The following is a 23,416-nucleotide window of genomic DNA, read 5'->3' as shown; positions in this document are numbered from 1 at the left end:
GGCGGTGCGCGGCGGCTGAATTCCGCCGTTCCGCGCAGAATGCTGTGGTCGGATGGGCGCGCACGGGACTCAGATGTCCGCGAGGTCTCAACTCGGGAAAGACTGCCGTCCAAACTTGCTTTCGATCTTGCTCCCCCGGCCTGAAGTGGACTATACCTGTCGGCGTCCGCATAGCTGTTCCACATGGCAGCGGCTAGGGCGTGTTTGAGAAGTAGCGCCGTCCGCCCGCAGGGCGGGCAGCGGGACTTCTCAAACACGCCCTAGGGGGGTCGGGGGTCGGTGACAGGCGTCTGCGCATCGGCTGCCGCCGCATGGCCCGTTCCCGCTGCCGACCGTGCACGACCCAAGCTTCACTGAGTTTCCCCCCGGGAAGACTCAGCAACTGACCGCGGTGGCGGGGCCCTTCGCCTGAGGCGAGACGGACGGGCGACCGGTACACCGCCTGAGTCCTGGAGAAGGCGAGGACTTGAGCATGGGATCCACCTCCGCCCACAAGAATGACGGCCTCGGCCGTCGTGATCTGATCAAGCGGTCTGCCGCACTCGGTTTGATCACCGTTCCCACGATGAGCTTCCTGTCCGCCTGTGCGAGCAGCGACAGCGGCGGCGACAAAAAGGTCGAGAAGGGCAAGACGTCCGCCAAGAATCCGCTCGGCGTCAATGAGACGGCGCAGCTGGAGGTCGTCATCTTCGACGGCGGATTCGGCCAGCAGTACGCGCTGGACGCCGAGAAGAAGTACCAGGCGGCCTTCCCGAAGGCGCCCAAGGTCAAGCACCGCGCGACGCAGAAGATCCAGTCGGAGCTTCAGCCGCGCTTCAACGGCGGAACCCCGCCGGACCTCATCGACAACTCCGGCGCCCAGCAGATGGACATGGGCGTCCTGGTCGGTAAGAAGCAGCTCGCCGACCTCACCCCGCTGCTGGACGCCCCGTCCATCGACGACCCGAACAAGAAGGTCCGCGACACGCTTCGCCCGGGCATCGTCGAGATGGGCCAGTTCGACGGCGACCCGGTCTGGATCCTCTACTACGCCTACACCGTGTACGGCGTGTGGTACTCCCAGACCGCCCTGGAGAAGCTCGACGCCGCGTACCCAGAGACCTGGGACGAGATGCTCGCCCTGTGCGAGAAGGCGAAGAAGAAGGGCATCGCCGGCTGGACGTACGCGGGCAAGTACCCGTACTACCTGCCGTTCTCGCTGTACCCCTTCATCGCCAAGATCGGTGGCCGTGAGGTCCTCGATGCGATCGACAACCTGGAGCCGAAGGCCTGGGAGCACCCGGCCGTCAAGGCCGCGTTCGAGGCGTACTACGAGCTCTACAAGAAGGGCTACATCCTCAAGGGCACGCCCGGCATCGACCACATCCAGTCCCAGACGGCCTGGACCCAGGGCAAGGCGCTCTTCATCCCCAACGGCTCCTGGGTGGAGAACGAGGCGGCGAAGACCACGCCCAAGGACTTCAAGATGATGGTGTCCGCGCCCTCCAGCCTCGACAAGTCCGACAAGCTGCCGTTCGGCACCATCTGGGCGTCCGGCGGTGAGCCCTTCGTCGTACCGGCCAAGGCGAAGAACGCCGAGGGCGGCATGGAGCAGCTGCGCATCATGCTCAGCGAGGCCTCGTCGAAGAGCTTCACCCAGCAGGTCAAGTCCCTGACCGCGTTCAACGGCGGCACCGACGGCCTCACCCTGTCGACGGCGATGCAGTCCGGCGTCGACGCGCTGAAGAAGGCCGGCGACAACGTCGTGAACCCGCGTCTTCAGGACTGGTACGTGAAGCTCCAGAAGGAGCAGATCGGTGTCGCCGGACTCGGCGAGATGATGGCCGGCCGCGCGACCCCCGCGGAGACCATCAAGAAGATCCAGGGCTTCGCCGACGCGGCGGCCAAGGACCAGTCGATCAAGCACTACAAGCACCAGTGAGCAAGCGTCACCAGCGGCGGCAAACGCCGGAAGATCGGGGTCGGTAACCATGCAACACGGCAAGTACCGGTTCATCGTCGGCTTTTTGGCAGCCCCATTGGCGTTGTACGCAGTCTTCGTCATCTGGCCGTTCATCCAGTCCATCTATTACTCCTTCACGGACTGGACCGGCCTGAGCCCGGACTTCAAGATGGTCGGCTTCGACAATTACAGTCGAATGCTGGACGACGACATCTTCTGGAAATCGCTGCAGCACAGCCTCTGGTTCGCGCTGCTGCTGCCGCTGGTGACGCTCGGCCTCGCACTGTTCTTCGCGTTCATGCTCAATGTCGGCGGGCGGCGCCGAAAGGGCGCCGCCATCGCCGGTGTGCGCGGATCGTCCTTCTACAAGATCGCGTATTTCTTCCCGCAGGTGCTGTCGATCGCGATCGTCGCCCTGCTGTTCCAGTTCGCGTACAACCCCAACGACGGTGCGATCAACGGGGCGTTGAAGGCCGTCGGGCTCGACAGTCTCCAGCCGGACTGGCTCGGCGACCCCGATCTGGCGCTCTGGTCCGTCATGGCGGTCCTGGTCTGGAGCACAGTCGGGTTCTTCGTCGTGCTGTTCTCCGCAGGCATGGCATCCATCCCCAGAGACTTCTACGAGGCGGCGCTGCTGGACGGCGCGAACCGGTTCACCACCTTCTTCCGGATCACCCTGCCGCTCCTGTGGGACACGGTGCAGTCCGGCTGGGTCTACATGGGAATCCTGGCCCTGGGGGCGGAGTCCTTCGCCGTCGTCCAGATCATGACCGTGGGCCCCGGTGGACCCGACTACTCGACCACGGTTCTCACGCTGTATGTCTACCAAACGGCGTTCCGTGACGGCCAGGCGGCCTACGCGACCACGATCGGCGTCGCCCTGCTCGTCGTCACGCTGGCCTTCGCGGCCGTCGTGATGCGGCTGGGCCGACGCGAGCGGCTGGAGTTCTGAGAATGAAGACGACTGACACCCCTCCCGCCGGCCTCTCCGGCGAGCGCCCGGCCGTGGTGAAGGCGAACGCAACACCCGTCAAGGAGAAGAGCAGCGAGGGCGGCGTCCTCAATGTGTTCTCGCACGGCGTGCTCGTCATCTGGGCGATCATGGTCGTCCTGCCGCTGGTCTGGGCGGTGATGACCTCCTTCAAGACTGACAAGGCGATCTTCACCTCGCCGTGGTCGCTGCCCGACTCGCTGCACTTCGAGAACTGGTCGCGCGCCTGGAGCCAGGCGCACATGAGCGACTACTTCCTCAACACCGTTCTGGTGGTGGGCGGTTCGCTGGTCGGCACGTTGCTGTTCGGCTCGATGGCCGCCTATGTCCTCGCGCGCTTCGACTTCCCCGGGAACCGCTTTATCTACTTCCTCTTCATCGGAGGAATGAGCTTCCCGATCATGCTGGCGCTGGTGCCGCTGTTCTTCGTCCTGAACAACATCGCCCTGCTGAACACCCTGCACGGCCTGATCCTGGTCTACATCGCCTATTCACTGCCGTTCACGGTGTTCTTCCTGACTGCCTTCTTCCGAACGCTGCCGACCTCCGTGGCCGAGGCGGCGCTCATCGACGGGGCCTCGCACACCCGGACGTTCTTCCAGGTGATGTTGCCGATGGCGAAGCCGGGCCTGATCAGCGTCGCCATCTTCAACTTCCTGGGCCAGTGGAACCAGTACATGCTTCCCACGGTGCTCAACACCGACCCGGACAAGAAGGTGCTGTCGCAGGGTCTGGTGGAACTGGCCGTGAGCCAGGGCTACAAGGGCGACTGGTCGGGGCTGTTCGCGGGTCTGGTGATGGCGATGCTGCCGGTTCTCGCGGCGTACATCGTCTTCCAGCGGCAGGTGGTCGCCGGTCTGACGGCCGGAGCGCTCAAGTAACTGTCTCGACTCTCTGACACGAACGGCGGAGGCGCTGCGGTGGGTACCGCGGCGCCTTTGCCGTTCGCTCTCGCTCGTTCGCTGTCCCGTCTTCGCCCCCTTGTAAATAGTAGCCATGTACATAGTATCCATGTACCGTATCTGCCATGAGCTCAGCAACCGAAGGTCCGACGCCCGGCTTCCTGGTCTGGCGGCTGTCCATGAAGTGGCGGGCGGCCGTCGACCGGGCCGTCGGGCCGCTGGGGCTGACCCACGCGCAGTACTCACTGCTCGCCTCGCTGTACGGCATGCAGCGGTCCGGCCGGCGGCCCAGTCAGCGCCGGCTCGCCGATCACACGGGCCTCGAACCGCTCTATGTCTCGAAGCTGGCGCGCGCCCTGGAGGCCGCCGGTCTGGTCGAGCGCCTTCCGGACCCCTCCGACACGCGAGCGGTCCAGCTGTCGCTCACCGATCAAGGGCGCGATGTCACGCGCCGCGCGATCGATGTCGTCCAGCAGCTGCTCGACCGGCTCCTGGAGCCGTTGGGCGGCTTGGAGGGGCCTCGCGCCGAAGTGTTCTCCCGCGAACTGGCGGTTCTGCTCGACACACCACTCGACATCCCGGCCAAGGAGTAGTCATGTCCACTGCACCCACCCTGAACGGCCAGGTCATAGGCCAGGCCCACTATGCGACCCGGGCCGTCCTGGACGGCCTGCTGGCCCGCGAGGGCATCACCTTCCACCAGGTGGTGGCCCTCAACGCCACTGCCGGCGGCGGCGGCGACGCCGTCGAGCGTGACGGGCTCGTCGGCAGGATGACCAGCACGCTCAAGATCGACGAGTCGGCCGTGCTCGCGACGATCGCCGAGCTCACCGGGTCGGGGCTGCTTGAGGCCCTGCCCGGGGAAGTGGCGCGCGTCGCGCTCACCGAAATGGGCCGAGCGCTGCAGAGCCGGATCAAGGCCGGCACGGCGAAGATCACTGAGCGCCTCTACGGCGATCTCCCGGACGAGGACCTTCGGACCGCGGGCCGCGTGCTGACGCTGGTCACGGCCCGTGCGAACGCCGACCTGGCCGACGGCTAGGAGGTGTCCGGCGGACGTCGGAAGGCTCCTGTCACCTCCCTGCCGGACCCGCCCCCGGGCCGGCGCCCCCGCGATCGCTCATCCGTGGTTCTCTCCGCTCAAGGTCTTGACGCGATAACGCGCGAGAGTTGTGCTTAGAGTTCACAAGTTGGAGAAACGTCGGGGTTGCCTCACGGTGACTCCGGCCGGGGGCGGTCGTCGTGCCGCCCACCGGGGGCAGGAGTGGATGAGTCAATGGAGACTCCGGGGTCGCAGACATCTCTGCACCGGGCCAACCTCGAGCGGGTCGTGCGCGCCGTGCGCATGGCGGGCTCGCTCACGCAGGCGGAGATCGCGAGGAGTACCGGCCTCTCCGCGGCCACGGTGTCCAACATCGTTCGCGAACTGAAGGACGGCGGGACCGTTGAGGTGACGCCCACGTCCGCGGGCGGCCGCCGGGCTCGCAGCGTCTCGCTCAGCGGCGACGCGGGCATCGTCATCGGCGTCGACTTCGGCCACACCCACCTGCGGGTCGCCATCGGCAACCTGGCCCACCAGGTGCTCGCGGAGGAGTCCGAGCCGCTCGATGTGGACGCCTCGTCCGCAGAAGGCTTCGATCGCGCGGAACAGCTGGTCAACCGCCTGATCGCGGCTTCGGGCATCGGCCCGGACAAGGTGGTCGGAGTGGGTCTCGGTGTACCCGGCCCGATCGATGTCGAGTCGGGCACCCTCGGCTCCACGTCGATCCTGCCGGGCTGGACCGGGATCAACCCCAGCGAGGAGCTCTCCGGGCGGCTCGGCGTGCCCGTGTACGTCGACAACGACGCCAACCTCGGCGCCTTGGGCGAGCTCGTCTGGGGCAGTGGCCGAGGGGTCCGGGACCTCGCGTACATCAAGGTCGCCAGCGGTGTCGGCGCCGGTCTGGTCATAGACGGTCAGATCTACCGGGGCCCGGGCGGCACGGCCGGCGAGATCGGCCACATCACCCTGGACGAGTCGGGTCCCGTCTGCCGCTGCGGCAACCGCGGGTGCCTGGAGACTTTCACCGCGGCGCGTTACGTACTGCCGCTGCTCCAGTCCAGTCACGGCCCGGATCTGACCATGGAGCGCGTGGTCCAGCTGGCTCGCGAGGGCGACCCAGGCTGCCGCCGGGTCATCGCCGACGTCGGGCGGCACATCGGCAGCGGTGTGGCCAATCTGTGCAATCTACTCAATCCCAGTCGCGTCGTGCTGGGCGGAAATCTCGCGGAAGCGGGAGAATTGGTTCTTGGACCGATCAGAGAGTCGGTCTCCCGGTACGCGATTCCCAGCGCGGCACGCCAGCTGTCCGTCCTGCCCGGGGCGCTCGGCGCGCGTGCCGAAGTGCTTGGGTCACTGGCCCTCGTCCTCAGCGAAATGGGCGATTCAACCCTTTTGGACAGCTCGATGCCCGCCGGGGCGCCTGCCTTCACTTAGATAACGAATGGCACCGTTGTCATCTCGTTAAGGATTTACTCCTTGACGATGACACCGGGGCCGAGTTGACTTCCAGCCACCTCGGCCGCAGCGACGCGGCCTCGTCAGGGAGGTTTTCGAAGATGAATACGCGAATGCGTCGTGCAGCCGTAGCCGTAGCCGCCACCACGATGGCCGTTTCCCTCGCCGCCTGTGGCAGCGCCAAGGAGTCGGGCGACAAGACCAAGGAGAGCGGCGCCGGCAAGGGCGACGACATCACCATCGGTCTGCTGCTGCCGGAGAATCAGACCGCGCGCTACGAGCAGTTCGACAAGCCGCTCATCGAGAAGAAGATCAGCGAGCTGACCAACGGCAAGGCGAAGGTCATCTACGCCAACGCCAAGCAGGATGCGACGCTGCAGAACCAGCAGGTCGACACGATGATCACCAACAAGGTGGACGCCCTCATCGTCGACTCGGTGGACTCCAAGGCCATCGCCGGCTCCGTCAAGAAGGCCAAGGACCAGGGCATCCCGGTCGTCGCCTTCGACCGTCTGGCCGAGGGCCCGATCGACGCCTACACCTCCTTCGACAACGAAGAGGTCGGCCACGTCCAGGGCAAGGCGCTGCTCACCGCACTCGGCGCCAAGGCCAAGGACGGCCAGATCGTCATGGTGAACGGTGCCGTCACCGACCCGAACGCCGCCCTCTTCAAGAAGGGCGCGCACGCCGAGCTCGACGGCAAGGTGAACATCGGCAAGGAGTACGACACCAAGGAGTGGAAGCCGGAGAACGCCAACGCCAACATGGAGGCCGCGATCACGGCCCTCGGCAAGGACAAGATCATTGGCGTCTACTCCGCCAACGACGGCATGGCGGGCGGCATCATCACCGCCCTGAAGGCCGGCGGCTTCACCAAGCTCCCGCCGGTCACCGGCCAGGACGCCGAGCTCGCCGGTGTGCAGCGCATCGTCGCGGGTGAGCAGTTCCAGAGCGTCTACAAGCCGTACGCTCCGGAGGCCGCTGCCGCCGCCGAGATGGCCGTCGCGCTCGCCAAGGGCGAGAAGCTCGACGCCGTCGCCAAGGAGAAGGTCTCCAGCCCGACCACCAAGGACATCCCCTCGGTGCTCGTCCCGGTCGTCTCGCTGACCAAGGACAACATCAACGCCACGGTCGTCAAGGACGGCGTCTACACCGTCGCCCAGATCTGCACCCCGAAGTACAAGGCCGCCTGCGACGCGCTCGGTCTGAAGTAAGTCCACAGAGCCTCACGGGACTTACGCACCCATGAAGCCTGTTCGGTGCCCCGCCCCCTTTTCAGCCCCCGCTACCGGGGCGGGGTGCCGGACAGAAACGCTTCTTCCAACTGTTCGCTTCTGCTCAACCTCCGCGCCCGTTCCCCCGGCGCGGCATCCCCGCCGGTCAGGCGGCGAAGGAGATGGTTCACGTGTCCGCTACGCCCGTGCTGGCGTTGCGCGGGGTCTCCAAGCGATTCGGTGCCGTTCAGGCGCTCACCGATGTAGAGCTTGAGGTCCATGCCGGTGAAGTGGTCGCCCTGGTGGGCGACAACGGAGCCGGAAAGTCCACGCTGGTCAAGACGATCGCCGGCGTACACCCCATCGATGAGGGCGTCATCGAGTGGGACGGCAGCAAGGTCCAGATCAACCGGCCGCACGACGCCCAGAACCTCGGCATCGCGACCGTCTACCAGGACCTCGCGCTGTGCGACAACATCGACGTCGTCGGCAACCTCTACCTGGGCCGGGAGATCCGCAAGCGCGGCGTCCTCAACGAGGTCGAGATGGAGCGCCGCGCCCGCGAGCTGCTCGACACCCTGTCGATCCGCATCCCCAGCGTGCGTATCCCGATCGCCTCACTCTCCGGCGGTCAGCGCCAGACCGTGGCCATCGCCCGTTCGATGCTCGGCGAGCCCAAGCTCGTCATCCTCGACGAGCCGACGGCAGCGCTCGGCGTCGAGCAGACCGCCCAGGTCCTCGACCTCGTCGAGCGGCTGCGCGAACGCGGTCACGCGGTCATCCTCATCAGCCACAACATGGCCGATGTGAAGGCCGTCGCCGACAAGGTCGCCGTGCTCCGCCTCGGCAGGAACAACGGCGTCTTCGAGGTCAGGACCACCTCGCAGGAAGAGATCATTTCCGCCATCACCGGTGCCACGGACAACGCCGTGACCCGTCGTGCGGCGCGCACCACGGAGGTTCAGAAGTGAACATCGACAAGACCTCCACTCCCACCGACGTTGTCGTGAACCCGGAGGCCGAGAAGCACGGGGCCGTCACCGCGGTCGACCCGCGGCTGCTGGTGCGTGAGCAGGGCTTCGCCGGTTACCTCGTGGAGTTCAAGCGCAAGCTGCACTCCGGCGACCTGGGCTCGATCCCGGTGGTGATCGGCCTGATCATCATCGCCATCGTCTTCCAGAGCCTGAACTCCAACTTCCTCTCCGCGCAGAACCTCAGCAACATCGCCGTCGCGATGGTCGCCACCGGCATGATGGCCGTCGGCATCATCTTCGTGCTGCTGCTGGGCGAGATCGACCTGTCGGTCGGCTCGGTCAGCGGTGTCTCCGGCGCGATCGTCGCGGTACTGACCGTCACCCACGGCATGAACGAGTGGCTCGCGGTCATCATCGCGCTCGCGAGCGGCGCGGCCATCGGCGCACTCCACGGCTTCTTCTTCGCCCGGATCGGCGCACCCGCGTTCGCCGTCACGCTGGCCGGCCTGCTCTTCTGGCTGGGCTTCATGCTCCAGCTCCTCGGCGACCAGGGCACGATCAACCTGGACAGCGACGGTGTGGTCGGCAAGCTGACCACGTACTACTTCTCCGACGTGGCGGCCGCCTACGGCCTCGCTGCGGTCGCGGTAGCCGGGTTCTTCTTCTCGGCCTTCTTCGACGCCCGTCGCCGTGAGGCCGCCGGCGTTCCGTCGCGGCCGCTCGTCGACATCGTGGTGCGTACGATTCTGCTCGCCGTGGTGGCCTTTGCCGCCGCTGTCATGTTCAACGAGTACAAGGGCCTGCCGCTGGCGCTGGTCCTGTTCCTGGTGGTGCTGGTCGTGACGGACTTCGTGCTCCGGCGCACCACGTACGGCCGAAAGATCTTCGCGCTCGGCGGCAGCGTCGAGGCCTCCCGCCGAGCGGGTATCAACGTCACGGCGGTCCGGATCTCGGTCTTCTCGATCGCGGGCACCTTCGCCGCCGTCGGCGGACTGTTCTGGGCATCCAAGATCGCGGCGGCCAACCAGAGCGCCGGCGCCGGTGACCTGCTGATGAACGTCATCGCGGCGGCCGTCATCGGCGGCACCAGCCTCTTCGGCGGTCGCGGCCGGACGTGGAACGCGCTGCTCGGTGTCATGGTGATCGTCTCGATCCAGTACGGGCTGGCGCTGGAAGGCATCGCCACTCCGATCCAGTACATGATCACTGGCGGCGTCCTGCTGGCGACCGTGGTGATCGACTCCGTCACCCGGAAGACCCAGAAGACAGCGGGCCGCGCCTGACCACGGCCTCGCAGGAGTGCCCGGCACCGCTCGCGGTGCCGGGCACCTCTGTGTAATCACCCGTTTGCGTGATGTAGATCGCACCGCCCGATGACGTCCGCAGCAGGCGGAACATTAGACTCGGCAGACCGGCACGCTAGACCGCTCAACTGCAAGGAGGCACGGGTGGCCCTGCTGACCCGCATCACGGGACCGCGCGACCTGGACCGGCTCAGTCCGGAGCAGCTCGACCAGCTGGCCGCCGAGATCAGGACCTTCCTCGTGGACGCGGTCTCCAAGACCGGTGGCCACCTCGGTCCCAACCTCGGCGTGGTGGAGCTGACGATCGCCCTGCACCGTGTCTTCGACTCGCCGAAGGACAAGGTCCTCTTCGACACGGGCCACCAGAGCTACGTGCACAAGCTTCTGACCGGGCGCCAGGACTTCTCCCGGCTCAAGATGAAGGGCGGCCTGTCGGGCTACCCGGCGCGTGCCGAGTCCGAGCACGACATCATCGAGAACTCCCACGCCTCCACCGTCCTCGGCTGGGCCGACGGTCTCGCCAAGGCCAACGAGGTGCTGAAGAAGGACGACCACGTCGTAGCCGTCATCGGCGACGGGGCACTCACCGGCGGCATGGCCTGGGAGGCGCTGAACAACATCGCGGCCGCCAAGGACCGCCCCCTGGTGATCGTCGTCAACGACAACGAGCGCTCGTACGCCCCCACGATCGGCGGGCTCGCCAACCACCTCGCCACGCTGCGTACGACCGACGGCTATGAGCGCTTCCTGGCCCGCGGCAAGGACATCCTGGAGCGCACCCCCGTCGTCGGGAAGCCGCTCTACGAGACCCTGCACGGCGCCAAGAAGGGCCTGAAGGACTTCATCGCCCCGCAGGGCATGTTCGAGGACCTCGGCCTGAAGTACGTCGGCCCCATCGACGGCCACGACATCGAGGCCCTGGAGTCCGCGCTCGCCCGCGCCAAGCGCTTCGGCGGCCCCGTCATCGTCCACTGCCTCACCGAGAAGGGCCGCGGCTACCAGCCCGCCCTCCAGGACGAGGCGGACCGCTTCCACGCCGTCGGCAAGATCCACCCGGACACCGGCCTGCCGATCTCCACCTCGGGCCTCGACTGGACCTCCGTCTTCGGCGAGGAGATGGTCGAGCTCGGCAAGGAGCGGAGGGACCTCGTCGCGATCACCGCGGCGATGCTGCAGCCGGTCGGCCTCGACAAGTTCGCCAAGGCCTTCCCCGACCGGGTCTACGACGTCGGCATCGCCGAGCAGCATGGCGCGGTGTCCGCCGCCGGCCTCGCGACCGGCGGACTGCACCCCGTCTTCGCCGTGTACGCCACCTTCCTCAACCGCGCCTTCGACCAGGTGCTTATGGACGTGGCCCTGCACAAGTGCGGAGTGACCTTCGTGCTCGACCGCGCGGGTGTCACCGGCACGGACGGCGCCTCGCACAACGGCATGTGGGACATGTCGATCCTTCAGGTCGTCCCGGGTCTGCGGATCGCGGCCCCGCGCGATGCCGACCAGGTCCGCGCCCAGCTGCGCGAGGCCGTCGAGGTGGACGACGCGCCCACCGTGGTGCGCTTCTCCAAGGGCGCGGTCGGCCCCGCCGTGAAGGCCGTCGGCAAGGTCGGCGGCATGGACGTACTACGCAACGCGGGCACCGACCGGCCGGACGTGCTGCTGGTCTCCGTCGGCGCGCTCGCCCCGATGTGCCTGGAGATCGCCGGCCTGCTCGACGCCCAGGGCATCTCGACCACCGTCGTCGACCCGCGCTGGGTCAAGCCCGTCGACGAGGCGCTCGCGCCGCTCGCCGAGCAGCACCGCGTGGTCGTCACCGTCGAGGACAACAGCCGTGTCGGAGGCGTCGGATCGGCCGTCTCCCAGGCGCTGCGCGACGCCGGTGTCGACGTACCGCTACGCGACTTCGGCATCCCGCCGCGCTTCCTCGACCACGCCTCCCGCAAGGAGGTCCTGGTGGAGATCGGTCTGACCGCACCGGACATCGCCCGTCAGGTGACCGGCCTGGTGGCCAAGCTGGACGGCCGGTTCGAGAGCGAGTCGGTGGAGCCCGCCCGCGACTAGGGCCTGTCGTTCGGATCTTGCCGGGCTCGCGTGCCCTGGCACGCACGCTCGCTGCGTTGTCGTCAGTCGCCGACGCTCCGCGTCGGCTTCTTCCTCCGCCTTGCGATCGCACGCACCAGACCCCGCTCCCTGATCCGGCCTGATCCAAACGACAGGCCCTAGGTCCTGGTTTTCGTGGCGCCGATGGGCCGGTGGGTCACCCTGTATGGGTGGTCCGACCGGCCCATTCGCGTGAAATCCACCCGTACGGAGCTCTGTCGGGCCGCCGATGTCCCAATCATGGCGTTCACGACGAGTGCGTGGAGGTACGCCGGTGAGTACGCAGCAGGACACGGGCCCGCGCGGGAACGGGCTGTTCAGGACCAAGACGGTCGAGCAGTCGATCCGCGACACCGAAGAACCGGAGCATGCCCTCAAGAAATCCCTCTCGGCATGGGATCTGACCGTCTTCGGCGTCGGTGTCATCATCGGCACCGGCATCTTCGTCCTCACCGGGAAGGTGGCCAAGGAGAACGCGGGACCTGCGACCGCGCTGGCCTTCGTCGCCGCCGGCATCGTCTGTGCGCTGGCGGCCCTGTGCTACGCAGAGTTCGCCTCGACCGTCCCGGTGGCCGGGTCGGCGTACACCTTCGCCTACGCCTCCATCGGTGAGCTGCCCGCCTGGATCATCGGCTGGGACCTCGTCCTCGAATTCGCGCTGGGCACCGCCGTCGTCGCGGTCGGCTGGTCCGGCTATGTGCGCTCCTTGATGGACAACGCGAACTGGCATCTGGCGAATGCGCTGGAAGGACCCGACGTGCCGGGCGGCACATTCGACATCCTGGCCTTCCTGCTGGTCCTGGTGCTGACCGCGATCCTGGTGGTCGGCATGAAGCTGTCCGCCAACATCACCGCGGTCGTCGTGGCCATCAAGGTGACGGTGGTCATGATCGTGATCATCGCGGGGCTGTTCTTCATCGTGGGCGACAACTACTCGCCGTTCATCCCCGACGCGGTCACCCCGGAGGGCGGGCTGGGCTGGGAAGACGCCCCTATGCTTCAGCTGATCTTCGGTTACGAAGCCACCAACTTCGGTGTCATGGGCATCTTCACCGCCGCCTCCGTCGTCTTCTTCGCCTTCATCGGCTTCGACGTGGTGGCCACCGCCGCCGAGGAGACCAAGCTCCCGCAGCGCGACATGCCGCGCGGCATCCTGGGCTCGCTCCTGATCTGCACCGTGCTCTACGTGGCCGTCGCGCTCGTCGTGACCGGTATGCAGCACTACACCAAACTGTCCGTCAGCGCCCCCCTGGCGGACGCCTTCAAGTCCGTCGGGCACCCCTGGTATGCCGGTGTGATCAGCTTCGGCGCCGCCGTCGGTCTCACCACCGTGTGTCTGATCCTGCTGCTCGGGCAGACGCGTGTGTTCTTCGCGATGAGCCGCGACGGTCTGCTGCCGCGCTTCTTCTCCATCACGCACCCGCGCTTCAGGACCCCGTACCGTCCGACCATCCTCCTTGGCACCATCATCGCCATCATCGCGGGCTTCACCAGCATCAACGAGCTCGCGACCCTGGTGAACATCGGCACCCTCTTCGCGTTCGTCGTCGTGGCCGTCGGCGTGATGGTCCTGCGCCGCACCCGTCCCGATCTGCACCGCGCCTTCCGCACGCCGTGGGTGCCGTTCATCCCGATCCTGTCGATCGCCGCATCGTTCTGGCTGATGCTGAACCTGCCGGGCGAGACATGGCTCCGCTTCGCCGTCTGGATGCTGATCGGCTTCGTCGTGTACTTCCTCTACGGGCGAAGGAACAGCCGCCTCGGCAAGATGGGCAAGGACGCCATGTTCTAGACGGCTCGGCTCCGGATCCTGATGCGCCCGGCCCGTACGCCCTGTTCCAACAGGGCCCGCGGCGCCGGGCGTTACGTACGGTCTCCGGGCGGCTGAACGGCCCGCGGCCCCAGACACTGCGCCCCGTGCGCCTCCACGCGCCGTCTCAACTCCCGGTCCGCCGTGACCACCACACACGCCCGGCCTGTCTCACGGGCGGACGCCAGCTCCACGATCAGGTCGTCACCGCTGCCGGGCGCGGACTCGACTCGTACGTCCGGCACGCTCTCCACTCCGCGGGCCGCGCCCTCCACGACGAGTACCAGCTCCACCGGACCGGGATGCCCCGGCACCCCGGCCGGGGCGAAGGCCGCCAGCCGGTCGCGCAGCCGCTCGGCCGCCCCGCGCCGGTCGCGCCACCAGCCGTCCGGGACCGAGCCGACCACATTCGCCGCGTCGATGATCACCAGCGCACGCATGCGCACAGCTTCGCACGGCACGATCCGTCGCGGGAACGCCGAACGGGCCGTACGGGAAGCCCCGTACGGCCCGTTCGTGCGATGACGGCCGGTGTTACGCCGGGACGCTCGCGACGCCCTGCGCCAGGAACGGCTTGCCGTTCACGCGCTGGGAGACACCCTCACGGTCCAGGTACGGCGTGATGCCGCCCAGGTGGAAGGGCCAGCCGGCGCCCGTGATCAGGCAGAGGTCGATGTCCTGGGCCTCGGCCACGACACCCTCCTGAAGCATCAGACCGATCTCCTGCGCCACCGCGTCGAGCACGCGCTCGCGGGTCTGCTCCTCGGTCAGGACGGCATCGCCCTGCTTGAGGAGAGCGGCGACCTCCGGGTCCAGCTCCGGCTTGCCGGAGTCGTAGACGTAGAAGCCGCGCTTGCCCGCCTTGACGACAGCGGCCAGGTTCTCGGAGACCGTGAAGCGGTCCGGGAAGGCCCGGTTGAGGGTCTCGGAGACATGCAGACCGATGGCGGGGCCGACGAGCTCCAGCAGGACCAGCGGCGACATCGGCAGACCCAGCGGCTCGACGGCCTTCTCGGCCACCTCGACCGGGGTGCCCTCGTCGATGACGTTCTGGATCTCGCCCATGAAGCGGGTCAGGATGCGGTTGACCACGAAGGCCGGGGCGTCCTTGACCAGGACGGCGGTCTTCTTCAGCTTCCTCGCCACGCCGAAGGCGGTGGCGAGGGCCGCGTCGTCCGTCTTCTCGCCGCGGACGATCTCCAGCAGCGGGAGGATCGCGACGGGGTTGAAGAAGTGGAAGCCGACCACGCGCTCCGGGTGCTGGAGCTTGGAGGCCATCTCGGTGACCGACAGCGAGGAGGTGTTGGTGGCGAGGATCGCGTGCGCCGGGGCGACCGCCTCGACCTCCGCGAACACCTGCTGCTTGACGCCGATCTCCTCGAAGACGGCTTCGATGATGAAGTCGGCGTCGGAGAATCCCTCGGCCTTGTCCAGCACACCGGTGACCAGGCCCTTGAGGCGGTTGGCCTTGTCCTGGTTGATACGGCCCTTGCCGAGCAGCTTCTCGATCTCGGCGTGGACGTAGCCCACACCCTTGTCTACGCGCTCCTGGTCGATGTCGGTCAGCACGACCGGCACCTCCAGGCGACGCAGGAAGAGCAGCGCCAGCTGAGAGGCCATCAGACCGGCGCCGACGACGCCGACCTTGGTGACCGGGCGGGCCAGGTTCTTGTCCGGGGCGCCCGCCGGGCGCTTGCCGCGCTTCTGGACCAGGTTGAAGGCGTAGATGCCGCTGCGCAGCTCGCCGCCCATGATCAGGTCCGCGAGGGCGGTGTCCTCGGCGTCGAAGCCGGCCTGCAGGTCGCCGCTCTTGGCGGCGGCGATGATGTCCAGCGCGCGGTAGGCGGCCGGTGCCGCGCCGTGCACCTTGGAGTCGGCGATGAAGCGGCCGCGCTCGACGGCCTGGTCCCAGGCCTCGCCGCGGTCGACCTCGGGACGCTCGACCGTGAGGTCACCCTTGAGAACGGACGCCGTCCAGATCAGCGACTGCTCCAGGAAGTCCGCGCCCTCGAAGATCGCGTCGGCGATGCCGAGCTCGAAGACCTGCTTGCCCCTGAGCTGCTTGTTCTGGTTGAGCGAGTTCTCGATGATCACCGAGACGGCCTTGTCGGCGCCGATCAGGTTCGGCAGGATCGCGCAGCCGCCCCAGCCCGGGACGAGACCGAGGAAGACCTCGGGCAGCGAGAAGGCCGGGATCGCCTTGGAGACGGTGCGGTACGAGCAGTGCAGACCGACCTCGACACCGCCGCCCATCGCCGCGCCGTTGTAGTACGCGAACGTCGGGACCGCGAGGCCGGACAGACGCTTGAAGACGTCGTGGCCGCCCTTGCCGATGGCGAGCGCGTCCTCGTGCCGCTTCAGCAGCTCGACGCCCTTGAGGTCGGCGCCGACGGCGAAGATGAACGGCTTGCCGGTGATGCCGACGCCGACGATGTCGCCGTTGGCCGCCTCGGCCTCGACCTGGTCGACGGCGGCGTTCAGGTTCGCCAGCGACTGGGGGCCGAAGGTGGTCGGCTTGGTGTGGTCCAGGCCGTTGTCCAGCGTGATGAGCGCGAAGTTGCCCGCGCCGGCCGGGAGGTCGAGGTGGCGTACGTGCGCCTGCGTGACGACCTCGTCGGGGAAGAGCTCGGCCGCGCCCTTCAGGAGTTCGGTGGTGCTCACTTGGTGCCTCCGTCGAAGTGCGGGTTCTCCCAGATGACCGTCGCGCCCATGCCGAAGCCGACGCACATGGTGGTCAGGCCGTAGCGGACGTGCGGCTGCTCCTCGAACTGCCGCGCCAGCTGCGTCATCAGACGCACACCGGAGGAGGCCAGCGGGTGGCCGTAGGCGATGGCGCCGCCGTACTGGTTGACGCGCGCGTCGTCGTCCGCGATGCCGTAGTGCTCGAGGAAGGCCAGCACCTGGACGGCGAAGGCCTCGTTGATCTCGAACAGGCCGATGTCGTCGATCGACAGACCCGCCTTGGCGAGGGCCTTCTCGGTCGACGGGATCGGGCCGTAGCCCATGACCTCGGGCTCGACACCGGCGTACGCGTAGGAGACGAGCCGCATCTTGACCGGCAGGCCCAGCTCGCGAGCGACGTCCTCGGAGGCGAGGAGCGAGGCGGTGGCGCCGTCGTTGAGACCGGCGGCGTTGCCCGCGGTGACCCGGCCGTGCGCACGGAACGGCGTCTTCAGGCCCGCGAGCGACTCCAGGGTCGTGCCCGGACGCATCGGCTCGTCGGCGGTGGCCAGGCCCCAACCGGTCTCGCCCGCCTCGGCGTTGGTGCGGCGTACGGAGACCGGCACCAGGTCCTGCTGGATCTTGCCGTTGGCGTACGCCTTCGCGGCCTTCTCCTGCGAGCGCACGGCGTACTCGTCGGCGCGCTGCTTGGTGATGGTCGGGTAGCGGTCGTGCAGGTTCTCGGCGGTCATGCCCATGAAGAGGGCGGACTCGTCGACGAGCTTCTCGCTCACGAACCGCGGGTTCGGGTCGACGCCCTCGCCCATGGGGTGACGGCCCATGTGCTCGACGCCACCGGCGATCACGACGTCGTACGCCCCGAAGGCGATCGAACCGGCGGTCGTCGTCACGGCGGTCATCGCGCCCGCGCACATGCGGTCGATGGAGTACCCGGGAACGGACTGCGGCAGACCCGCGAGGATGCCGGCGGTGCGGCCGAGGGTGAGGCCCTGGTCGCCGATCTGCGTGGTCGCGGCGATGGCGACCTCGTCGATCTTCTTGGGGTCCAGGCCGGGGTTGCGGCGCAGCAGCTCCCGGATGGCCTTCACAACGAGATCGTCGGCACGGGTCTCGTGGTAAATGCCCTTCGGGCCCGCCTTGCCGAACGGGGTGCGGACGCCGTCGACGAAGACGACGTCCCTGACGGTACGAGGCACGATGGCTCTCCTCCAGGGTGCGGGATGGCACTGCTGCGGGCACGCGGCTAAGCGCCCGCTTCCTTCCCTCATGCTACTTGCGGGTAACCATCGTGCACAGCCCCAGCGGCGGGAGCGGCGAACGTCACACGGGGTCCGGGGCGGGGGTCGCCTGCGGCGGGCCTTGTCCCCTACCCGCCCTCCCCCTACGGCCTGGCGGCCGTGGGAGGTACCCCCATCCCGTAACCAGGGCTCCGCCCCGGACCCCGTACGCGACCTTCGGCCGCATGTCCTCAAACGCCGGACGGGCTGAATACTCAGCCCCGTGGGGGTCCCCCCGGACGAAGTCTGGGGGAGTTTGAGGCGCGGGGTCCGGGGGCAGCGCCCCCCACGCGGCGGAGCCGCACAATGTCACAGCGGGAAAGGGCGGGGCGGGGACAACCCCGCCGCAGGCGTCAGGCCTGTGCCGCCAGCGCCTCGACCAGCAGCGGCGCCACCTGCTCGATCTGCCAGCGGCGCGCGCCGTACGAGGCCAGGGCTTCTGCCACGGCATCCTCGCCGATCTCCGCCGGCGGCTCCCAGCACACCCGCCGCACCGTGTCCGGCGTGATCAGGTTCTCCTGCGGCATGTTCAGCTCCTCGGCAAGCGCGGACACGGCCGCGCGCGCCGCGGAGAGCCGGGCAGCGGCCGCCGGGTCCTTGTCCGCCCAGGAACGCGGCGGCGGCGGACCGTTCAGCGGCTGGCCGGGCTGCGGCAGATCGGCGTCGGGCAGCGCCTTCGCACGGTCGACGGCCGCCTGCCACTGCTCCAGCTGACGCCGCCCCATCCGGTGGCCGAATCCCGGCAGTGCGGTGAGCGCCTGCACGTTCGCCGGCACAGCGAGGGAGGCCTCGACGATCGCGGCATCGCTGAGCACCTTGCCCGGCGACACGTCGCGCCGCTGCGCCACCGCGTCGCGGGCGTTCCACAGCTCCCGTACGACGGCCATCTGGCGACGACGGCGCACCTTGTGCATGCCGGACGTACGGCGCCAGGGATCCTTGCGCGGGGGAGCGGGCGGGGCCGAGGCGATCGCGTCGAACTCCTGGTGCGCCCACTCCAGCTTGCCCTGCCGGTCCAGCTCCTTCTCCAGCGCGTCGCGCAGATCGACCAGCAGCTCCACGTCGAGCGCGGCGTACCGCAGCCACGGCTCGGGGAGCGGGCGGGTCGACCAGTCGACGGCCGAGTGGCCCTTTTCCAGGGCGTAGCCGAGGACGGACTCGACCATCGCGCCGAGCCCCACCCGCGGAAAGCCCGCGAGCCGCCCGGCCAGCTCGGTGTCGAAGAGCCGGGTGGGAATCATGCCTATTTCGCGCAGGCAGGGAAGGTCCTGGGTGGCCGCGTGCAGAATCCACTCCGTGCCGGCCAGCACCTCGCCGAGCCCGGAGAGATCGGGACAGCCGACGGGGTCGATCAGCGCACTGCCCGCGCCCTCGCGGCGCAGCTGTACGAGATAGGCGCGCTGGCCGTAGCGGTAGCCGGACGCGCGCTCGGCGTCGACGGCCACGGGGCCGGTGCCGGAGGCGAACGCGGCGATCACCTCGGCGAGCGCGGCGTCGTCCGCGACCACCGGAGGAATGCCTTCGCGGGGCTCCAGCAAGGGAATCGGCGCCGGTTCGACGTCGTCCGGGGGAGCGCCCCCGGTGGTTCGCAGTGCGGTCTCTGCTGCGGTCTCTTGGGCGTCGGTCACGTGTCAAGGGTATCCGTGAACGGAAGGCGCCCGTCGACGGAACGTTCCGTCGACGGGCGCGAAAGAGATGTAAAGCGGTCAATGAATGATGCCCGTGCGCAGTGCGACGGCCACCATTCCGGCGCGGTCGCCCGTGCCGAGCTTGCGTGCGATGCGGGCGAGGTGGCTCTTGACGGTCAGCGCGGACAGGCCCATCGAGACGCCGATCGCCTTGTTGGACTGGCCTTCCGCGACCAGGCGGAGCACCTCGACCTCACGGCCGGAGAGCTCACGGTAGCCGCCCGGGTGGCTCGGGGCGCCCGGGGGGCGGCGGTGCATCCGGCCGGCCGCGGCGCCGATTGGGGCGGCGCCAGGACGGGTCGGGTGCCCGATGTTCGTACGCGTACCGGTGACGACATATCCCTTGACGCCGCCCGCGAGTGCGTTGCGTACGGCGCCGATGTCGTCGGCTGCGGAGAGGGCGAGGCCGTTGGGCCAGCCTGCGGCTCGGGTCTCGGACAGGAGGGTCAGCCCGGAACCGTCGGGCAGGTGGACGTCGGCAACGCAGATGTCGCGCGGGTTGCCGACGCGGGGACGGGCCTCCGCGATGGACGACGCCTCGATGACGTCACGCACTCCGAGGGCCCACAGGTGGCGGGTGACGGTGGAGCGGACGCGCGGGTCGGCCACGACGACCATGGCCGTCGGCTTGTTCGGGCGGTAGGCGACCAGGCTTGCGGGCTGCTCGAGAAGAACGGACACCAGGCCTCCTGGGGGGAAGGGTGCGGGGCGGAGCCGGCTCGGGGCTGAAGCCGGGGCGAACCGTGCAGTTAGGGTCACAGACCTCTTCGGCAGCGAACCCGCCCGGCTTTAGAGAATGATCACGATTTGGTGAGTAACAATTGGGGCAATTCGGACGAGTGATCGATCATCCTAAGAGCGAACTGTCGTGCGCGGGCGCACAAGCACGAGCGCGGGCGCGGGTCCCGGGCCGCGGCTGCGAATGGGAGTTCGGCTTGAGCTCCGGCTCCGAGTTCGGGGACGCCCGGACCCGGCCGCGCTCTCGTCGCGTCCGCGCTGTCCCTGAGCGCCCGCGGCTCAGTGTCCCGGGCGCGGCTCGGGGTGCGGTGTCAGCGCTGCTGCGGACCCCGCCGCTGCGGAAGCGACACGACGCCCGTCGCCGCGTCCGCCTGACCCGTCTGACTCGCCTGCGACGGTGGCAGCCCGGCGATCTGGCAGAGCAGATCGCACCAGGCCGTGAGGTGTGCCGCCGTGTCCGGAACCCCACCCAGACCCTCCCGCGGAGTCCACGAGGCCCGGATCTCGATCTGCGTCGCCGGACGCCGCTCGGAGAGTCCACCGAAATAGTGAGAACCCGCGCGGGTGACGGTGCCGCTCGGCTCCCCGTACGAGAGACCGCGGGCCTCCAGCGCACCCGTCAGCCACGACCAGCAGACCTCGGGAAGCAGCGGGTCGGCCGCCATCTCCGGCTCCAGCTCGGCGCGCACCAGCGTCACCAGCCGGAAGGTGCCCTGCCAGGCTTCGTGACCGGCCGGATCGTGCAGCAGCACGAGGCGCCCGTCGGCGAGATCCTCCTCGCCGTCGACGACCGCTGCCTCAAGCGCGTACGCGTGCGGGGCGAGCCGCTGGGGCGGGCGCGTCGGGTCCAGCTCGATCTCCGGCCGAAGCCGCGCCGCCCGCAGCGCCTCGACCGCCTGCCGGAACGCACGCGGGACGGCATTCCCCTCCGCACTGTCCGTGTCGTCAGTGCCGTTGGAATGATCGGAAAAATGTCCCTGAGCCGCAGCCATGCGGGGAAGAGTAGGCGGAACGGGGGCTTCGCGCAGGGAGGGACACCCGGGCCGGGGCGGCCACTTCCGGACTACGTGCGAAGATTCTGGGCGTGAGTGCCAACGACCGCCCCTCGGGCCAGCCGACGAAGACGTACGACTCCGCGTTCCTGAAGGCATGCAGGCGTGAGCCGGTGCCGCACACGCCGGTCTGGTTCATGCGTCAGGCGGGGCGCTCACTGCCCGAATACCTGAAGGTCCGCGAGGGCATCGGGATGCTCGAGTCGTGCATGCGGCCCGAGCTCGTCACCGAGATCACGCTACAGCCGGTGCGCCGTCACAAGGTTGACGCCGCGATCTACTTCAGCGACATCGTCGTACCCCTCAAGGCCATCGGCGTCGACCTCGACATCAAGCCTGGCGTCGGCCCGGTCGTCGCCGCGCCGATCCGTACCCGCGCCGACCTGGGACGCCTGCGCGACCTGACGCCCGAGGACGTCTCGTACGTCACCGAGGCCATCGGGATGCTCACCGGCGAGCTCGGATCCACCCCGCTCATCGGCTTCGCCGGAGCCCCGTTCACCCTCGCGAGCTACCTCGTCGAGGGCGGCCCCTCGCGCAATCACGAGCACACCAAGGCGCTGATGTACGGCGACCCGCAACTGTGGGCCGATCTGCTCGACCGCCTCGCCGAGATCACCTCCGCCTTCCTCAAGGTGCAGATCGAGGCGGGCGCGAGCGCCGTGCAGCTCTTCGACTCATGGGTGGGCGCACTCGCCCCCGCCGACTACCGGCGCTCGGTGATGCCCGCCTCGGCCAAGGTCTTCGACGCGGTCGCCTCGTACGGAGTGCCGCGCATCCACTTCGGCGTCGGCACCGGCGAACTGCTCGGCCTGATGGGCGAGGCGGGCGCGGACGTCGTCGGCGTCGACTGGCGCGTCCCCCTGGACGAGGCAGCCCGCCGCGTCGGCCCGGGCAGGGCCCTGCAGGGCAACCTCGACCCGGCCGTCCTGTTCTCCACCCGGGAGGCCGTCGAGACCAAGACCCGTGAGGTCCTGGACGCGGCGGCGGGCCTTGAGGGCCACGTCTTCAACCTGGGCCACGGCGTTCTGCCGACGACGGACCCGGACGCGCTGACGCGTCTGGTGGAGTACGTGCACACGCGCACCGCGCGCTAGACCCGGGGGAACGGCTCACGTGACACAGGACTCCCCGACGCTGGCCCTGCCCCGTATGCGGCAGGAGCCGGCGCCGGAGCACATAACCGTGCCCGCGCCCAGGCGCGGGCGAATAGCCGCCCTCGACGGCCTGCGACTGCTCGCCGCGCTGATGGTGGTGGCGTACCACTACCTGGCGCGCGGCGAGGGCTGGTCGGCGTCCGGGCAGGCCATGTTTCCGACCGCTTTCCCCTTCGCCGCCTACGGGTGGCTGGGCGTGGAGCTGTTCTTCCTCATCAGCGGCTTCGTCATCTGCATGAGCTGCTGGGGCCGGTCGGTGGGCGACTTCTTCACCTCCCGGGTGACCCGGCTCTACCCGGCCTACTGGTTCGCCGTTCTCGCCACCACGGCGGTGCTGCTGCTCATACCGGGTGGCCAGAAGCCCCTGCCGTGGCCGGATGTGCTCACCAACCTGACCATGCTTCAGGAGCCGCTCGGGGTCCGCATGGTCGACGGCGTGTACTGGACCCTCTTCGCCGAGCTCCGCTTCTATCTGCTGTTCGCCCTCGTGGCCTGGTGGGGCCTGACCTACCGGCGGGTCGTCGTCTTCTGCTGCGTGTGGGCGGTGGCGGGCATCGCCTTCAGTAAGTTCGGCGACGACGCCTTCCGGCTGATGGTCATGCCGAACCACTGCTGGTACTTCATCGCCGGTATGGCGTTCTACCTCATGTACCGGTTCCGGCCGACGCTGCTGCTCACGGGCATCGTGCTGGTGTGCTTCGGGGCGGCGGTGCCGGCCGCACGCAGCACCTTCAGCCGTACGCTCGGCTACTTCGACCACCCTGTCCCCTTCTGGCCGGTCGTCGCGGTCCTCGCGGTGTGCTTCGGCGTGATGGGGCTCGTGGCGACCGGGAAGCTGTCGTGGATGACCTGGCGCTGGCTGCCGTACGCGGGCGCGGCCACGTACCCGCTCTATCTGCTGCACCAGAACATCGGCTGGGAGCTGATCAGGCGGCTGGAGACCCACGTGCCGGCGTATCCGCTGGTCGGCCTGCTGGTGGGCGGAATGCTGCTCGCCGCCTGGCTGGTGCACCGACTGGTGGAGCGGCCGCTGGCCCGGCCGCTGCGGCGACGCCTCGACAAGGCGCTGGCTGACGCGCGGCTGTAGCGCT

19 protein-coding genes are annotated in these 23,416 nt (G+C 68.6%); 13 read left to right on the top strand and 6 right to left on the bottom strand.

The window, feature by feature from the left end; translation table 11 throughout:
• Positions 1-472 precede the first annotated feature (472 nt).
• The 11 genes from ngcE (at position 473) to OG905_RS10365 (ending at position 13,713) form a co-directional block, all read left to right on the top strand.
• Entirely contained in the window at positions 473-1,921 is a 1,449-nt protein-coding gene (gene ngcE, locus OG905_RS10415) for an N-acetylglucosamine/diacetylchitobiose ABC transporter substrate-binding protein (RefSeq protein ID WP_328667449.1), read from the top strand.
• Between the two features lie 49 nt (positions 1,922-1,970).
• Positions 1,971-2,894 carry a carbohydrate ABC transporter permease gene (locus OG905_RS10410; protein WP_328667448.1) on the top strand — a complete coding sequence of 308 codons (924 nt, stop codon included), beginning with the start codon at positions 1,971-1,973 and terminating at the stop codon, positions 2,892-2,894.
• Positions 2,895-2,896: 2 nt separating this feature from the next.
• Positions 2,897-3,814: a carbohydrate ABC transporter permease gene (locus OG905_RS10405; protein WP_328667447.1), complete on the top strand. Its 918-nt coding sequence runs from the start codon at positions 2,897-2,899 to the stop codon at positions 3,812-3,814.
• A gap of 146 nt (positions 3,815-3,960) precedes the next feature.
• The gene (locus OG905_RS10400; RefSeq protein WP_328667446.1) at positions 3,961-4,428 is read left to right on the top strand and encodes a MarR family winged helix-turn-helix transcriptional regulator; all 468 of its coding nucleotides are present in this window, start codon (positions 3,961-3,963) and stop codon (positions 4,426-4,428) included.
• Positions 4,429-4,430: 2 nt separating this feature from the next.
• Positions 4,431-4,877: a hypothetical protein gene (locus OG905_RS10395; protein WP_328667445.1), complete on the top strand. Its 447-nt coding sequence runs from the start codon at positions 4,431-4,433 to the stop codon at positions 4,875-4,877.
• 234 nt (positions 4,878-5,111) lie between these two features.
• On the top strand, positions 5,112-6,311 hold the full coding sequence (locus tag OG905_RS10390; protein ID WP_328667444.1) for an ROK family transcriptional regulator: 1,200 nt from the start codon (positions 5,112-5,114) through the stop codon (positions 6,309-6,311).
• Between the two features lie 122 nt (positions 6,312-6,433).
• A complete protein-coding gene (locus OG905_RS10385) occupies positions 6,434-7,546 on the top strand; it encodes a substrate-binding domain-containing protein (RefSeq protein WP_328667443.1) in 1,113 nt (370 codons plus the stop codon).
• A 182-nt stretch (positions 7,547-7,728) separates the two neighbouring features.
• Positions 7,729-8,517: an ATP-binding cassette domain-containing protein gene (locus tag OG905_RS10380; RefSeq protein WP_142213160.1), complete on the top strand. Its 789-nt coding sequence runs from the start codon at positions 7,729-7,731 to the stop codon at positions 8,515-8,517.
• Positions 8,514-9,803: a sugar ABC transporter permease gene (locus OG905_RS10375; RefSeq protein ID WP_328667442.1), complete on the top strand. Its 1,290-nt coding sequence runs from the start codon at positions 8,514-8,516 to the stop codon at positions 9,801-9,803. Before OG905_RS10380 ends, OG905_RS10375 begins: the two co-directional genes overlap by 4 nt.
• A 165-nt stretch (positions 9,804-9,968) precedes the next feature.
• Complete coding sequence (gene dxs / locus OG905_RS10370) at positions 9,969-11,882, top strand: 1-deoxy-D-xylulose-5-phosphate synthase (RefSeq protein WP_328667441.1); 1,914 nt, start codon at positions 9,969-9,971, stop codon at positions 11,880-11,882.
• A 313-nt stretch (positions 11,883-12,195) separates the two neighbouring features.
• Complete coding sequence (locus OG905_RS10365) at positions 12,196-13,713, top strand: amino acid permease (RefSeq protein WP_328667440.1); 1,518 nt, start codon at positions 12,196-12,198, stop codon at positions 13,711-13,713.
• 71 nt (positions 13,714-13,784) lie between these two features.
• On the opposite strand, the gene OG905_RS10360 is transcribed toward OG905_RS10365, so the two are convergent.
• From OG905_RS10360 to OG905_RS10335, 6 genes are all read right to left on the bottom strand, one after another.
• Entirely contained in the window at positions 13,785-14,171 is a 387-nt protein-coding gene (locus OG905_RS10360; protein WP_328667439.1) for an NTP pyrophosphohydrolase, read from the bottom strand.
• A 94-nt stretch (positions 14,172-14,265) separates the two neighbouring features.
• A complete protein-coding gene (locus tag OG905_RS10355) occupies positions 14,266-16,392 on the bottom strand; it encodes a 3-hydroxyacyl-CoA dehydrogenase NAD-binding domain-containing protein (RefSeq protein ID WP_328667438.1) in 2,127 nt (708 codons plus the stop codon).
• Positions 16,389-17,609 carry a thiolase family protein gene (locus tag OG905_RS10350; protein ID WP_328667437.1) on the bottom strand — a complete coding sequence of 407 codons (1,221 nt, stop codon included), beginning with the start codon at positions 17,607-17,609 and terminating at the stop codon, positions 16,389-16,391. The genes OG905_RS10355 and OG905_RS10350 overlap by 4 nt, the downstream gene beginning before the upstream one ends.
• Positions 17,610-18,043: 434 nt before the next feature.
• A complete protein-coding gene (locus OG905_RS10345) occupies positions 18,044-19,318 on the bottom strand; it encodes a ribonuclease D (RefSeq protein WP_328667436.1) in 1,275 nt (424 codons plus the stop codon).
• 78 nt (positions 19,319-19,396) lie between these two features.
• A complete protein-coding gene (locus tag OG905_RS10340; protein ID WP_108153209.1) occupies positions 19,397-20,059 on the bottom strand; it encodes a helix-turn-helix transcriptional regulator in 663 nt (220 codons plus the stop codon).
• A 368-nt stretch (positions 20,060-20,427) separates the two neighbouring features.
• A complete protein-coding gene (locus OG905_RS10335; RefSeq protein ID WP_328667435.1) occupies positions 20,428-21,108 on the bottom strand; it encodes a DUF3000 domain-containing protein in 681 nt (226 codons plus the stop codon).
• A gap of 92 nt (positions 21,109-21,200) precedes the next feature.
• Between OG905_RS10335 and hemE the strand changes: the two genes are divergently transcribed.
• Positions 21,201-22,265, top strand: a complete 1,065-nt coding sequence (gene hemE, locus OG905_RS10330; RefSeq protein WP_328667434.1) for a uroporphyrinogen decarboxylase — start codon at positions 21,201-21,203, stop codon at positions 22,263-22,265.
• 19 nt (positions 22,266-22,284) lie between these two features.
• Complete coding sequence (locus OG905_RS10325; protein WP_328667433.1) at positions 22,285-23,412, top strand: acyltransferase family protein; 1,128 nt, start codon at positions 22,285-22,287, stop codon at positions 23,410-23,412.
• Positions 23,413-23,416: the final 4 nt, after the last annotated feature.

Origin of the sequence: Streptomyces sp. NBC_00322 (genome assembly GCF_036147535.1) — a bacterium.
Classification (GTDB): domain Bacteria; phylum Actinomycetota; class Actinomycetes; order Streptomycetales; family Streptomycetaceae; genus Streptomyces.
The sequence above is the reverse complement of the archived record's forward strand: the minus strand, read 5'-3'. Positions and strand labels throughout refer to the sequence as shown.

What these genes read in the sequence shown, in the direction of transcription:
- ngcE (WP_328667449.1), top strand. Translation starts at nt 473, where the DNA reads ATGGGATCCACCTCCGCCCACAAGAATGACGGCCTCGGCCGTCGTGAT.
- OG905_RS10410 (WP_328667448.1), top strand. Translation starts at nt 1,971, where the DNA reads ATGCAACACGGCAAGTACCGGTTCATCGTCGGCTTTTTGGCAGCCCCA.
- OG905_RS10405 (WP_328667447.1), top strand. Translation starts at nt 2,897, where the DNA reads ATGAAGACGACTGACACCCCTCCCGCCGGCCTCTCCGGCGAGCGCCCG.
- OG905_RS10400 (WP_328667446.1), top strand. Translation starts at nt 3,961, where the DNA reads ATGAGCTCAGCAACCGAAGGTCCGACGCCCGGCTTCCTGGTCTGGCGG.
- OG905_RS10395 (WP_328667445.1), top strand. Translation starts at nt 4,431, where the DNA reads ATGTCCACTGCACCCACCCTGAACGGCCAGGTCATAGGCCAGGCCCAC.
- OG905_RS10390 (WP_328667444.1), top strand. Translation starts at nt 5,112, where the DNA reads ATGGAGACTCCGGGGTCGCAGACATCTCTGCACCGGGCCAACCTCGAG.
- OG905_RS10385 (WP_328667443.1), top strand. Translation starts at nt 6,434, where the DNA reads ATGAATACGCGAATGCGTCGTGCAGCCGTAGCCGTAGCCGCCACCACG.
- OG905_RS10380 (WP_142213160.1), top strand. Translation starts at nt 7,729, where the DNA reads ATGGTTCACGTGTCCGCTACGCCCGTGCTGGCGTTGCGCGGGGTCTCC.
- OG905_RS10360 (WP_328667439.1), bottom strand. Translation starts at nt 14,171, where the DNA reads ATGCGTGCGCTGGTGATCATCGACGCGGCGAATGTGGTCGGCTCGGTC.
- OG905_RS10335 (WP_328667435.1), bottom strand. Translation starts at nt 21,108, where the DNA reads ATGGCTGCGGCTCAGGGACATTTTTCCGATCATTCCAACGGCACTGAC.